At 45.5% G+C, this 13,001-nt stretch carries 13 protein-coding genes; 5 read left to right on the top strand and 8 right to left on the bottom strand.

Translation table 11 applies throughout. From position 1 onward, the window contains the following. Positions 1-753, bottom strand: a complete 753-nt coding sequence (locus BMX84_RS07350; RefSeq protein ID WP_091488514.1) for a metal ABC transporter ATP-binding protein — start codon at positions 751-753, stop codon at positions 1-3. Between the two features lie 30 nt (positions 754-783). Next, the gene (locus BMX84_RS07345; protein ID WP_091488513.1) at positions 784-1,728 is read right to left on the bottom strand and encodes a metal ABC transporter solute-binding protein, Zn/Mn family; all 945 of its coding nucleotides are present in this window, start codon (positions 1,726-1,728) and stop codon (positions 784-786) included. A 200-nt stretch (positions 1,729-1,928) separates the two neighbouring features. Here BMX84_RS07345 and BMX84_RS07340 point away from each other — a divergent pair, with 200 nt between their 5' ends. The 4 genes from BMX84_RS07340 to BMX84_RS07325 all read left to right on the top strand — a co-directional run bounded on the left by BMX84_RS07340 (position 1,929) and on the right by BMX84_RS07325 (position 6,333). Further along, the gene (locus BMX84_RS07340) at positions 1,929-2,585 is read left to right on the top strand and encodes a metal-dependent transcriptional regulator (RefSeq protein WP_091488511.1); all 657 of its coding nucleotides are present in this window, start codon (positions 1,929-1,931) and stop codon (positions 2,583-2,585) included. A 68-nt stretch (positions 2,586-2,653) separates the two neighbouring features. Beyond that, entirely contained in the window at positions 2,654-3,247 is a 594-nt protein-coding gene (locus tag BMX84_RS07335) for a TVP38/TMEM64 family protein (RefSeq protein ID WP_091488510.1), read from the top strand. A gap of 144 nt (positions 3,248-3,391) precedes the next feature. Next, positions 3,392-5,377 (top strand): type I pullulanase, encoded by a 1,986-nt coding sequence (gene pulA, locus BMX84_RS07330; protein WP_246119087.1) that lies wholly within the window; start codon positions 3,392-3,394, stop codon positions 5,375-5,377. A gap of 62 nt (positions 5,378-5,439) precedes the next feature. Next, positions 5,440-6,333: a LysR family transcriptional regulator gene (locus BMX84_RS07325; protein ID WP_091488508.1), complete on the top strand. Its 894-nt coding sequence runs from the start codon at positions 5,440-5,442 to the stop codon at positions 6,331-6,333. A gap of 265 nt (positions 6,334-6,598) precedes the next feature. Here the strand turns inward: BMX84_RS07325 and BMX84_RS07320 are convergent, their stop codons facing one another. The 6 genes from BMX84_RS07320 to BMX84_RS07295 all read right to left on the bottom strand — a co-directional run bounded on the left by BMX84_RS07320 (position 6,599) and on the right by BMX84_RS07295 (position 12,176). Next, on the bottom strand, positions 6,599-7,894 hold the full coding sequence (locus BMX84_RS07320) for a GntP family permease (RefSeq protein WP_218142352.1): 1,296 nt from the start codon (positions 7,892-7,894) through the stop codon (positions 6,599-6,601). Positions 7,895-8,035: 141 nt separating this feature from the next. Then, positions 8,036-8,812: a 3-hydroxybutyrate dehydrogenase gene (locus BMX84_RS07315; RefSeq protein ID WP_091488506.1), complete on the bottom strand. Its 777-nt coding sequence runs from the start codon at positions 8,810-8,812 to the stop codon at positions 8,036-8,038. A 37-nt stretch (positions 8,813-8,849) separates the two neighbouring features. After that, entirely contained in the window at positions 8,850-9,509 is a 660-nt protein-coding gene (locus BMX84_RS07310; protein WP_091488505.1) for a 3-oxoacid CoA-transferase subunit B, read from the bottom strand. After that, the gene (locus BMX84_RS07305; protein ID WP_091488503.1) at positions 9,502-10,164 is read right to left on the bottom strand and encodes a CoA transferase subunit A; all 663 of its coding nucleotides are present in this window, start codon (positions 10,162-10,164) and stop codon (positions 9,502-9,504) included. The genes BMX84_RS07310 and BMX84_RS07305 overlap by 8 nt, the downstream gene beginning before the upstream one ends. A 10-nt stretch (positions 10,165-10,174) precedes the next feature. Further along, positions 10,175-11,353: an acetyl-CoA C-acetyltransferase gene (locus BMX84_RS07300; protein WP_091488501.1), complete on the bottom strand. Its 1,179-nt coding sequence runs from the start codon at positions 11,351-11,353 to the stop codon at positions 10,175-10,177. A 316-nt stretch (positions 11,354-11,669) separates the two neighbouring features. Further along, positions 11,670-12,176 (bottom strand): cupin domain-containing protein, encoded by a 507-nt coding sequence (locus BMX84_RS07295; RefSeq protein ID WP_091488500.1) that lies wholly within the window; start codon positions 12,174-12,176, stop codon positions 11,670-11,672. A gap of 172 nt (positions 12,177-12,348) precedes the next feature. Here BMX84_RS07295 and BMX84_RS07290 point away from each other — a divergent pair, with 172 nt between their 5' ends. Beyond that, on the top strand, positions 12,349-12,852 hold the full coding sequence (locus tag BMX84_RS07290; RefSeq protein WP_091488498.1) for a hypothetical protein: 504 nt from the start codon (positions 12,349-12,351) through the stop codon (positions 12,850-12,852). The last annotated feature ends 149 nt before the right edge of the window (positions 12,853-13,001 follow it).

The raw sequence follows: 13,001 nt of genomic DNA, 5'->3' as shown, positions 1-13,001 counted from the left end.
CTATTCACCTTCTCCTAAGTTACGGTCACGGTGATAGGTCTTTTTGACCGTCTGTTTATCGAAGGTTTCATCTACCGGTCCGGCAGCGATCACTTCCTGATTGATAAAGACGATGTCATCGAAATATTCCTCGACAGTCTGGAGGTCATGGTGGACCACCAGGACGGTTTTTCCTTCCGCAACTAACTGCTTGAGCAGTTTCATTATGATATGTTCCGTTTTCATGTCGACACCGGCCAGAGGCTCGTCCATGATATAGACATCTGCCTCCTGTGCAAGAGCACGTGCCAGAAAGACCCGCTGGCGCTGCCCACCAGATAGCTGACTGATCTGTCGGGAGGCAAACGAAGGCAGACCTACTTTCAACAGCATCTGTCTGGCTATTTCTCTGTCTTTATTTTTAGGCCTTTTGAACCAGCCCAAGTGTCCGTACCGTCCCATCAAGACGACGTCACGGACGGTCGTAGGAAAATCCCAGTCGACCGAAGTGTTTTGCGGGACATAAGCGATCCGGTTTTTCAGCTCTTTATAAGAAACAGCTTCCTGGTCAACGTCCTGATACACGACTTCTCCTGTCACAGGTTCGACTAGTCCGAGCATCGCTTTGATCATGGTTGATTTACCGGCACCGTTTGGACCCACGATCGCTGTCATCTTCCCTTTTTTAAAGGCCAGTGAAATATTCAATAATACCGGCTGTGCTTCATAAGCTACGGTCAGTTTATCGATTTGTATTGCACTCTCTTTTTTCATGGTCACCCTTCTTTCACCATCATATTATGGCTATTCTGCTTTAGTCAATCCATCGACTATCGTATCGATATTTGCTTTGAACATCGCAGTATAGCTATCCGTATTATCTTCTGGACTGCCTAAGGCATCCGAATATAATGCTCCCGCATTTTGAAGCTCATGTTCACGACTGGCTGTCGCTTCGATCAATGCCTCGATACTTCTTGGCGAAACAGAACTCTCCACAAAGACAGCTCGAATGTCTCTGTCAACAATAAAATCAGCCATCTGACTGATATCCCCGGTTCCCGCTTCTGTTTTCGTATTCAACCCCTGCAGTCCGACAACTTTAAAATTGAATTCTTCCCCAAAATACTGAAAAGCGTCGTGAGCAGTGACCAGATATCTTGATGATTCAGGCACTTCGGCCACTCGTTCTTCAATATAGGCACTCAGTTCTTCCAGCTCCTTTATATATGCTTCTGCATTTTCCTGATAATGCTCTGCATGTTCCGGATCATGACTGCTCAGTTCCTCTGCGACATACTGAGCGACCTGTTTCCATCTTGATACACTGAACCAGATATGAGGATCCACTGCCTGCGCGTCCCCTTCTTCCGTCTCATGGAGAACACTGCTGTCTGCTATACCGTCAGCTGCCTTCAGCGTGAGCACATCCCGTTCGCCGAGATGTTCAAATATCTCAGTGAACCGTGCTTCCAAAGACAGGCCATTATAGATGACGACCTCAGCTTCGCCCATAGCGATGATATCTGATGTTGACGGCTGATAGTAATGCGGATCCACTCCAGGCCCCATCAGCCCTGTCACAGCAACGTGTTCTCCGCCGATCGTTTCAGCCAGATCAGTCAGAAACGACGTTGTGGTCACGATCTCAGTTTTACCATTACTGTCCTCTGCGGGCTGGTCTGATCTGCTGCATCCCGCCAAGGAAAACAACCCAGCCACTAGTATAAAAAGCAATCTTTTTTTCATTTGTACCCCTCTTTATCCGATTCTTTGATGCTTCAAATCAATGCTGTAAGATTGTGGTTTTCAGGTTACTTACTGAACGTTTTTAGGATATCCTAAAAATATATTTAAGTCAACCAAATTTATTCTTTTTTATCTTTTTGACAATGACTCGACAACTATGGTAAAACTTAATAAGATAGATAATAAAAGGATGGACTGACATGACACCAAATAAAGAAAATTTTATAAAAGCCATTTACGAGCTGGGCGGAGATCACTCTGTCATCTCAAATAAAAAACTTGTAAACAACTTATCCATCTCTGCCGCTTCTGTTACGGAGATGAATGCCCGCCTGCTGAAAGAAAAACTGATCAGTCATGTGCCTTATCGCGGTGTTAAACTGACTTCTTCAGGCATACGCATTGCTCATCAGCTTAAACGCAAGCACCGTATCTGGGAAGTCTTTCTATTCGAAAAACTGGGATATGACTGGAATGAAGTACACGCGGATGCCGATCTGCTGGAACATGTTTCGTCCGACCTCCTGATCGAACGGTTGAATGACTTCCTGGACGAGCCTAAATTTGATCCCCACGGGGGCGTCATTCCCAATAAGGATGGGTCACTTCCTGAGACTTCAACATTTCCCCTGACAGATGTCGGCACAGGTAAACCTTTTAAAATCAAAGAAGTCGACGATGATAAAGAATTCCTTAACTATCTGCTCGAGAAAGATATCCAGTTAGGTGACCGTTATACGCTGACTGATGTTGAGCCTTTCGACGGACCTATCACTCTTGAAACACCTGAAGGCAGACAAATCACCATTGGTCATAAAGCCGCATTCAAGATCCTGGTGGACTATGTCACTGAATAGATACACTGCGTTCCGTAGAATAGCTCGCTGCGTTCCAGTAAAAATAGATACGAAAGCAGGAAACAGCAATGGCGCGTAACTTTTTCAAATTGAAATGGATCGACATATTGAGTCTCATCGGCCTTTGTTTGTCTCTGACTCTCATACTATTTGCCTGGCAGGGCGGCGTGTTCGAATCTCGCCAGCAGTTCGTTGACTATATCCATCAGTTTGGTAACTACTCCATCTTCATATTCATCCTGCTTCAGATCCTGCAGCTCTTCCTGCCATTTCTGCCGTCGGCTATAACGGTCACTGCCGGAGTGATTCTATACGGCCCTGTCGTCGGCAACATCTACAACTATGTCGGCATCAGTACCGGCTCCATCCTTGCTTTTCTCGTTGTCAGACGTTATGGCGAACCCGCTTTACATAAGCTCGTAAGCGAAAAGCGCATCAGGAAGTATCAGGATAAACTGAAGAACAGAAAAGCTTTCGAACGTTTCTTTACGACTGTTGTGTTTACACCGCTTGCACCGGATAATGTGGTCTGTTATCTGGCCGGCTTGTCGGATATGTCTGTAAAAAAAGTAGTCACTGTGATTTTATTGGGCAAACCACTGTCCATTGTAATCTATAGTCTAGGATGGACGACCTTTCTGGACCTGATCGGCATACTTTAAACATAAACACATAAGCTGCACGTTAACCTGGATGTCCCCATATATAAAGGGATGCTTCAGGCTGACGGGCAGCTTCTATTTTTTTCTTCTGATGAGCGAAGCATGGTATACTGGATTCACAGACTCACAGAAAGGATAATGATCATGACACCTGAACATCCCATTGAAGAACGCATCCCGTACCTTGAAGATCATGAATATACCGGAGATGATCTGGGCATCACCTATTCTCCGGATCGTACACTCTTTAAAGTCTGGTCGCCTCTAGCTCAGCATGTCTATGTCAATGTATACGAAACAGCCGATTCGTCAGCGTCTCTATATAAGCGTGAAATGAAACTACAAAACAATTGCTGGACCCTGTCAATCAACGAAGATCTTAAGGGGTTCTTTTATACCTACAGCTTCATTCATAATGAGGCCGAAGTAGAAGCCGCCGATATTTACTCAAAAGCAGTTGGTTTGAACGGTGACCGCTCGGCCGTCATTGATTTCAGTGAAACGGATCCCAATAACTGGTCAGCGGATGCCTATCACGGTGTCTCTAGAATTACCGATGCCATAATCTGGGAAGTGCATATTGAAGACTTCTCCAGTGATCAAGAGGCAGCCTTCTCTCCTCAAAACAGAGGGAAATATTCAGCCTTTACAGAAGAAGGTGTGACAGTAAACGGCGACCCGGATCAGCCGGCAGGTTTATCCTACCTGAAAGAACTGGGCGTCAACTATATCCATCTACTCCCTGCCTTTGACTTTGAAAATGACGAGACCTCCCCGGCCTACAACTGGGGATACGACCCAAAAAACTACATGGTTCCGGAAGGTAAGTATTCGTCAGATCCAAGTGATCCTAAATCACGCATCAAAGAGTTCAAGGATATGGTCAGTCACTTGCACAAACAGGATATCGGCGTGATTCTGGATGTCGTCTTTAATCACACCTATACAACAGACGATGCCTGGTTCCAGTTGACGGTCCCGGATTATTACTATCGTCAGGACCATGACGGCAACTTCACTAACGGCTCCGGCTGCGGCAACGAAACAGCCAGTGAACGCAGAATGATGCGCAAATATATTATCGACACCGTCCTCTACTGGGCAGATGAATACCATATCGACGGCTTCCGTTTTGACCTGATGGGCCTGCATGACGTGGATACGATGAACTTGCTCCGTCAGACTCTCGATGAAAATGGACATGCTGATGTCCTTCTGTACGGTGAACCGTGGAATGCCGGAAGTGTGGCTATCTACGAACCCAATAAACCGGCTGACAAGTTTCATGTCAATGATCTAGCTGACGGTATCGCTCTTTTCAATGATGAATACAGAGATGCGATCAAAGGTCCTGTCTTCGATGAGCGGGCCGGTGGCTTCCTGCAGGGCGCAAACGGTTTCGAACACAGCGCTTATGCTACCGGTGATCTGGTAGCCAGCATCCTCGCCAACACACAAACAGACGTCGGTCGGTTCAGACTGCCTGAAGAAAAACAGTGGGCACGAACCCCGGCTCAGGTCATTACTTATGCTTCTGCTCACGACAATCTGACCCTGTTCGATAAACTGATGAAATCCCTTCAAGATGAACCGGATTATACCCGGGATGAAACAGTCATCCAGCTCAATAAAATCAATGCAGCGCTATTGTTCACCTCTTTAGGCGGCATCTTCATGCAGGCAGGCGAAGAGTTTGGCCGGACGAAGCTTGGTGATGAGAACAGTTTCCGCTCGTCCATTTCGATCAACCAGCTTCATTGGGCTCATGCTAATGAAAACAAAGATCTCCTGGAGTACTATAAAGGTATGATCGATATAAGAAAAGCGTATGCGCCACTCCGCGATCCTTCAAATAAAACGGGAGAAGCCGTCACTTTTTCACAACTGAATGAAAACATGCTAGCTTATACCATCCCAAATACATTGAACGAAGGGGATTGGACAATGATGGCTGTCGTCGTCAACACAACTCTCCACCCTGAAGAAGTCGAACTCAAAAGCAGTTATCCGCTTCCGAGTGAATGGACCATAGTGGCAAACCGGCACTCGGCTGGTCTGTCTTCTCTTGGTATCATCAAAGGACACCGAGTGCTCATCAATCCGAGAGAGGTTTTGATACTGAAAGCCTGATCCAATGATAAAGAAATCGGCTGTTTGACTGGTCAGCTGAATAGCCGCAGAAAGGATGCTTCATGGATATCAAACAAATGCATTACTTTATTTCTATTGTCGAAACCGACTTTAACATGTCGCAGGCTTCAAAAATCCTGCATGTGTCTCAACCGGCTTTGAGCCAGACCATTGCTGGGCTTGAAAAAAATGAGAACCTCACCTTATTTGAACGGGCACATGGCAGGCTGCAGACACTGACGCCTGCCGGTGAAGTACTGTACCAGTACGCCAAAGAGATCGTTGAAAAATATGATGCCATGATCGAGGATCTGCAGCAAGAATCGGCACATTTAAGAGGGAGTATCAAGATCGGCATTCCGCCTGTGGTTATTTCAGTGGTTTTCCCGGAAATCTTACCTAAACTGATATCCTCTAATCCCGAGATACGATTTGAGATCAAAGAGGCTGGGGCCGTTGAATTGAAAAAAGATCTTCTCCTCCAGGAACTCCCAATCGTGGTGTTACTTCGCCCCACCGGACTGGATTTGGGGACGGTCGAAGAAGTTGTGATCAGAAAGGATACGCTGTCAGCTTTCATGTGCAAGGAAAATCCCTTAGCCGGGAAAGAAAAACTGGAGTGGAAGGATCTGCATAATCAGCCTATGGCTATATTTGATTCCACCTATATGATCCATCATCAGCTGATGAACAAGTTTTCCAGTCTACAGGTGAAGCCGCAATTGTATCTGCAGTCCGCTTCCTGGGATCTGCTGCTGAATGTGACACGTAATTCCAATCTGATTACTGTACTGCCTACTCCAGTCGATTATTATTATTTTTCCCCGGATGTGATCCGGAAAGAATTTGAAAGCCCAATTTACTGGGAAGTGGTGCTGTGCCGCAGAAAGCAGAAACGGTATTCCCGAGTCGAAGATTATGTATTCAATTATATGAGAGATTACTATAAAGCGTAGCAGTGCAGAACTGAAGTGATCATTAAAGATGGATAGGACAGCCGTCCTATCCTTACCTTTTGCTTTTATTTATAGAGAAGATAAGTTGCGTGACCTTCCCTGCTTCTTTTGATGGCTGAAGGGCACGCGTGAAACAGTTGCGTGACCTTTGCCACATGTTCCGATTACTGGAGGGCACGCAACAGCCATAATATAGAAAAAACGAGCGGACTGTGGGAAATCACAGTTCGCTCGTTTTGCTATATTTATTTTATAAGACTAGTTCTTAATATAATCCTAATGAAGCTAAGATGATTGCAACGATAACAGAAGCAACCGGGATGATGATGGCTACAACAGCAATATCCATGTAACTGTCTTTGTGTGTTAAGCCAGTGATCGTAAGCAGCGTCAATACCGCACCATTATGTGGTAGAACATCCAGACCACCGGATGAGATCGAAGCGACTCTATGGAATGCTTCAGGAGAGATCCCTGATGTTTGTGACAATTCATAATATTGTTCACCAAGAGCGGCTAAAGCGATACCCATACCACCCGAAGCTGAACCTGTTGCACCGGCTAGTAAGTTAATTGCGACTGACAGTGAAACAAGCGGATTTCCTGGGATAGACATCAAAGCTGATGTCAATACAGCGAATCCTGGAACAGCTTGTACTGTTGTACCGAAACCGACCGCAGCCGATGTATTTAAGATAGCAGTAACAGAGCCTTTGGCCCCGCCATTGATAGAACTCGTTACGCCGATGTGTCTGATTCTTGGAAGGCTCAAAAGTAAAATAAGAATGATACCAGCCATCAGTGAGACGATAATGTTCCATTCCAGCAAGTTCAGTGTGATCAATACAGAAAGAAGCGGAATTAATGATAAGAACACGTTTGGTGCTCCATCTGTTACTTCGACGACTGTGTTATCTTTTGGTTCATCAAACAGTTCGCCTTTATTTACTAACTGGTTCTGTCTCCATACCAGGTATAAGTAGCCGCCGATAGCCATAACTAACGCTGCAGCAATACCCATGATAGGTGCGGCAGTTGGTGAAGTGAAGAAGTATGGAATCGGGATCAAGTTCTGAATCTGAGGCGTTCCAGGTAGTGCTGTCATCGTAAAGGTAAAAGCACCCAAAGCAATCGTTGCAGGAATGAGACGTCTTGGCAGATTTGCTTCTCTAAATAAAGATAATGCCAATGGATAAACTGCAAATACTACTACGAACAAGCTGATCCCGCCATAAGTCAGGACAGCCGCAGACAAGAACACACCTAAAATCGCACGTTTTTCACCTAAAACTTTTGAGAGAGTCAACGCGACTGATCGCGCCATTCCTGTGTCTTCCATCAATTTACCGAAGATGGAACTAAGCATGAACACGGGGAACCATGTCTGCAGGAACCCGACGAGCCCGGTCATATAAACCCCAGTGTATGCTTCCAGTAAATTCAGACCGCCTGTCCATGCAACGAACCCGGCAGCAAGTGGTGCGACCCAGATGATCGAATAACCCATGTAGGCTAAACCCATCAATATAAACAATCCGATAATAATACCTAATACTTCCACTTTTTGTCACTCCTTTTATCTGATGAACTTCCTTTTTTACGGTAGGCATTCCCTTACCTATTGACCATAATGTGTAAACAAGGAAACGGCGGTAGAAACAAACACCTTCATTCCTACCGTTCCTTCTCCTTTAATTAAGTATTACTGTACGGTATATCCGCCATCAAGAACAGAAGCCTGCCCAGTTATACCTTTTGCTTCATCACTTGCCAGGAATATTGCCAGGTTTGCGATTTCTGATACGTCAAGCAGACGTTTCTGAGGTACGAGTGGATAAATAACATCTTCAAGTACGCTTTCCAAAGGAACATTTCGTGTTTCAGCCAGGTCGCTCAATTGTCCGCGAACAAGTGGTGTGTCCACATAGCCTGGGCAGATCGCGTTGGCTGTGATGCCGTGTTCTGCTGCTTCAAGCGCAGTTACTTTAGTCAAACCGATGACACCGTGTTTGGCACTGTTGTAGGCTGATTTACCGGCAAAACCGATCAGGCCGTTGATTGAAGCCATGTTCAGGATACGTCCGAATTTCTGTTTCTTCATGATCGGCATGACATGTTTGGTGGCCATGAATGGCGCAGTCAGCATGACCTTGATCATGAACTCGAATTTTGCTGTAGGGAAGTCTTCGAGCGGTGAAACGTGCTGTAACCCGGCATTGTTAAGTAAGACATCTAAACGGCCGTATTTTTCAACTGTTTTATCAAAAGCATTTTTGATATCTTCTTCATTCGTAACATCCAATTTGATGCCCGTGCAGTCTTTACCCTGGTCCTGCAGACCTTTGACTACTTCGTTCAGTTTCTCTTCATTGACATCCGTGAAGACGACTTTGGCACCTTTTTCCAGGAACTCCAACCCGATTGCGTGTCCGATCCCACTTGCTGCACCTGTAATGAAAACAACTTTTCCTTCTACCATGTCTTATTCCTCCATTTATAGTTTTTTTATAGTTTGATTAAACTTCCATTTTTCTTAAGTCTTTATCGACGTACAGTTTAGCGCCTGTTGCTTCCTGAACTTCTTCGACTGTAAATTCCGGATTGATTTCAGTCAATACCAGTCCTTCAGTCGTGACTTTGATCACACCCATTTCAGTGATGATCCGGTCTACTGCACCTTTTGCAGTAAGAGGAAGATCACATTCTTCCAGTATTTTATGATTGCCTTTAGCCGTATGCGCCATGGCGACGATGACTTTTTTTGCACCATTCAAGAGGTCCATTGCGCCACCCATACCAGGCACCAGTTTGCCAGGGATCATGTAGTTGGCAATGTTTCCTTTTTCATCCACCTGCAAAGCACCCAGAACAGTCAAGTCCACGTGTCCACCACGGATGATCCCGAATGAAGTCGATGAGTCAAAGAATGCACCGCCCGGTTTGATCGAAACAGGTATGCCGCCCGCATTGACGATATTGGGATCCAGATTTTCTTCTGTCGGTGTCGGGCCAAGTCCGACAAACCCGTTTTCAGACTGGAACATGACTTCGATATCATCCGGTACGTAGTTGGCTACTTTTGTCGGCAGGCCGATCCCGAGATTGACGATCTGGCCATGTTCCAGTTCTTTTGCGACACGTTTTGCAATAAATTCCTGCATTTCCAGTTTATCCATTGATCAAACCTCCATCCACAACATGATTCACGAAGACGCCGGGCGTGTGTACAAAGTTTGGATCGAGGTCGCCATTTTCGACCACTTCATCTGCTTCAACGATCGTTACTTCCGCAGCTGCAGTCATCACGTGATTAAAGTTGTTTGTGGATCCTTTATATACCAGATTACCATTACGATCCGCTTTTGCAGCATGAATAAGAGCAAAATCTGCTTTCAAAGGTTTTTCCAGCAGGTAATCTTCTCCGTCGACCGTTACTCTTTGCTTACCGTCTTCAACCAGCGTACCCAAACCGGTCTTTGTCAAGATCCCGCCTAAGCCATATCCGCCTGCACGGATGCGTTCAACCAGCGTCCCTTGAGGAACCAGTTCAACATCCGTTTCATCTTCGTTCATCTGACGTCCTGTTTCTTTGTTTGTGCCGATATGTGACGCATACAGTTTCTTGACCAGCTTCTTAGCGATCAGTTTACCTGACCCTGTAGTGACTAGACCTGTATCCGTACTGATCAGCGTAATATCTTTCACGCCTTTTTCAATAAGTGCATCGACCAGTTTTTCCGGTGCACCGTTGGCCATGAAGCCGCCGATCATGAGAGTATCACCATCTCTGATATCCTTGATCGCTTCATCGATCCCTATAACTTTATCCATCCTTATCCTCCTATCGTTCTACTGTGACAGCAATACCCATTCCGCCGCCGATACATAGTGTTGCCAATCCTTTTTTAGAATCCCGTTTCAACATTTCATGGATCAGTGTGACCAGGATCCGTGCCCCGCTTGCCCCGATCGGGTGACCTAAGGCTATCGCCCCGCCATTGACATTGACGATGTCTGTGTTCAGGTCCAAGTCTTTAACGACGCTTAATGACTGTGCCGCAAAGGCTTCATTTGCTTCGATCAGGTCCAGATCTTCCACAGTCAAGCCAGCTTTTTTCAATACTTTTTGAGTAGCCGGTATCGGTCCGCATCCCATGATCGTCGGGCTGACTCCGGCACTGGCATAAGCTGTTAAAGTGACGAGTGGTGTCATGCCTAACTCTTCCGCTTTTTCTTTACTCATCAGGATCAGTGCGGCAGCACCATCATTGATTCCGGAAGCATTCCCTGCAGTGACCGAGCCGTCTTTCTTGAAGGCTGGACGCATGCTCTGAAGTTTCTCAAACGTCGTACCGAACCGTGGGTATTCATCTGTATCGACGACCACCGGATCCCCACGACGCTGCGGCACTTCGACCGGGATGATTTCATCCTTGAATCTGCCCGCTTTGATCGCTTCTTCTGCTCTGTTTTGACTTGTGGCAGCGAATTCATCCTGCTCTTCTCGTGTAAAGCCGTATTTGTCATTGATATTTTCAGCTGTGATACCCATATGATAATCATTGAAGGCATCGATCAGACCATCTTTCAGCATCGTATCAACGACCTTCATGTCCCCCATACGCTTGCCCCATCTGGCATCTTCAATAACGTGTGCCGCATTGCTCATGCTTTCCGTTCCTCCGGCAATTATCACATCGGCATCGCCGACCATGATTGCCTGAGCTGCTAGAGCCACTGCTTTCAGTCCGGATCCGCAAAGTTTGTTTAATGCAAAGGATGGCACCTCTTTAGGGATACCGGAATAGATAGCCACCTGTCTGGCAACGTTCTGTCCCAGGCCGGCACTCAAGATATTTCCGAAAATCAGCTCATCCACGTCTCCCGGGTTGAGTTTTGCCCTTTCCATAGCTCCTTTGACAACAGCTACTCCTAGATCTACTGCTGAAACATTCTTGAAGGCTCCACCGTGAGAACCGATCGGGGTACGTGCAGCTTCGACAATAACTACTTCTCTCATTTTTCTCCTCCTATAAGTTTTTATGATTTATTATACTAATATTAATTCTTTGTTGACCCTGTCAATACTTATTTAGTAATCGCTTACAAGTCAATAATAAAGTGTTTTCACAAACTTGTCTAACTGTTTATTTTTATAGGTAGTATAAGGTTAACTTATATGTAACGGTTTATATAAATTGTCGGTCTTCCTATGGAGAGTATCCTTCACAACACGCTTTAAAAGTCCGATTCACTTGGTGTAGGACTTCTTATGTAAAAACAGTTAAGCGTGTGCATTAAAAAAGCCGAAGCTTCCGCTTCGGCTTTTCATATCCTTATAGATCCCAGTATTCCTGCACCGGACCCTTGTACTTGGTCACCGGATCGGTGGCCGGTACAAGGGTATCATAGGCCCTTTTTTGAACAGCATCATAATCCGACGCCTCGCCCCGCTGCATGTCCGGTTGCTGTCCGTTCGGGTAAGCCCCGACTATTTTGAAATCATCTGTCGAGCCAGTCAGTTTGTGGGCCACCCCTGCAGGTATTAGAATGACATCGCCTTTGTTGAAGGCATACTCATCTTTACCCGGGCCTCCCAGCTGTACGGTCGACTGCCCCGCTATGCACCCCAGCACCTCATGTGTATTGGAATGAAAATGATGGTAATCATAAATCCCATTCACCCAGCCGTTGCTGTAGCCATTCTCACTGAAAAAATCCAGAATACTTTCAGGTGACTCTGACTTTTGCAGCAGATCCGTTAAAGCGTTAGGATAATAAATCACCGGCAGTGGATGATTTGGGAAAGGCGGGTTCTCTTCTATTCTGATCGCTCTTGCCATATAGTATTCCTCCTTTAATACTTTCTACCCTTTTAGTTTGTCACCGCAGCTCTGGAACTTCAACTAATAACACTTCATGCAGTATCCTATTTATTTATCTCTGCTAATTGACTAAATAAAGCACTTTCAGTATTCTTATAGTACACGCACTTCATATAAAAGGAGATTGATCATGGGACTATTTGATTTTTTTAAAAGTAAAAAGGACACAGCAGACACGTCTGCTCAGAATAAGTTACAGGATAACGACCAGCATACGCTTAAACATGAAATGCAGATCACCGAAAAAGACCTGAAAGCAGATGAAGAGACCGTCGACCGCATCGTCGAGAAGATGGTCGAGGAAGATCCCTTCAAAAACTTTTATTCCGGCAAAACTAAAGAGGACATGACTCCTTTATCCAAACAGACCTATAAGTATGAAAATATCACGACAGTCAATGTTGATTTTGTAAACAAGGACAAGGGAAAAACACTGGTGAAAGTCGAAGGCATCTCTCTCGGTTTTCTTCCGGAAGACACGGCTTTGACCCTGCAGTCTTACCAGGACAAGTACCTGCTGACGGCTTTCGTATACGTTACCGGTGGTCCCTATATGGCTTATGACCCCAATACAGAAACAGTCATCGAGGACGAAGGACCATTCGGACTGGATATATTCGTACAGTTTACTTAAAAACAAAAGGAAGCAGGATCTTCATAGTGAAGGTCCTGCTTCCTTTTGTTGATGTATCCTATAGGTATCACTCAAATCGATTTTACGGTGAGCACGCTCAATGAGAGCCGCATTGGACTTGCTCAAACTGGTTTCTTCGTCAGTACGTC

Origin of the sequence: Alkalibacterium putridalgicola (genome assembly GCF_900109825.1) — a bacterium.
In the GTDB taxonomy this organism is placed as follows: Bacteria; Bacillota; Bacilli; order Lactobacillales; family Carnobacteriaceae_A; genus Alkalibacterium; species Alkalibacterium putridalgicola.
This window is presented reverse-complemented; position numbering and strand designations above follow the sequence as displayed.

Excerpts from the sequence above, each read along its gene's own strand:
- BMX84_RS07350 (WP_091488514.1), bottom strand. The coding sequence starts at position 753 with ATGAAAAAAGAGAGTGCAATACAAATCGATAAACTGACCGTAGCTTAT.
- BMX84_RS07345 (WP_091488513.1), bottom strand. The coding sequence starts at position 1,728 with ATGAAAAAAAGATTGCTTTTTATACTAGTGGCTGGGTTGTTTTCCTTG.
- BMX84_RS07340 (WP_091488511.1), top strand. The coding sequence starts at position 1,929 with ATGACACCAAATAAAGAAAATTTTATAAAAGCCATTTACGAGCTGGGC.
- BMX84_RS07335 (WP_091488510.1), top strand. The coding sequence starts at position 2,654 with ATGGCGCGTAACTTTTTCAAATTGAAATGGATCGACATATTGAGTCTC.
- pulA (WP_246119087.1), top strand. The coding sequence starts at position 3,392 with ATGACACCTGAACATCCCATTGAAGAACGCATCCCGTACCTTGAAGAT.
- BMX84_RS07325 (WP_091488508.1), top strand. The coding sequence starts at position 5,440 with ATGGATATCAAACAAATGCATTACTTTATTTCTATTGTCGAAACCGAC.
- BMX84_RS07315 (WP_091488506.1), bottom strand. The coding sequence starts at position 8,812 with ATGGTAGAAGGAAAAGTTGTTTTCATTACAGGTGCAGCAAGTGGGATC.
- BMX84_RS07310 (WP_091488505.1), bottom strand. The coding sequence starts at position 9,509 with ATGGATAAACTGGAAATGCAGGAATTTATTGCAAAACGTGTCGCAAAA.
- BMX84_RS07305 (WP_091488503.1), bottom strand. The coding sequence starts at position 10,164 with ATGGATAAAGTTATAGGGATCGATGAAGCGATCAAGGATATCAGAGAT.
- BMX84_RS07300 (WP_091488501.1), bottom strand. The coding sequence starts at position 11,353 with ATGAGAGAAGTAGTTATTGTCGAAGCTGCACGTACCCCGATCGGTTCT.
- BMX84_RS07295 (WP_091488500.1), bottom strand. The coding sequence starts at position 12,176 with ATGGCAAGAGCGATCAGAATAGAAGAGAACCCGCCTTTCCCAAATCAT.
- BMX84_RS07290 (WP_091488498.1), top strand. The coding sequence starts at position 12,349 with ATGGGACTATTTGATTTTTTTAAAAGTAAAAAGGACACAGCAGACACG.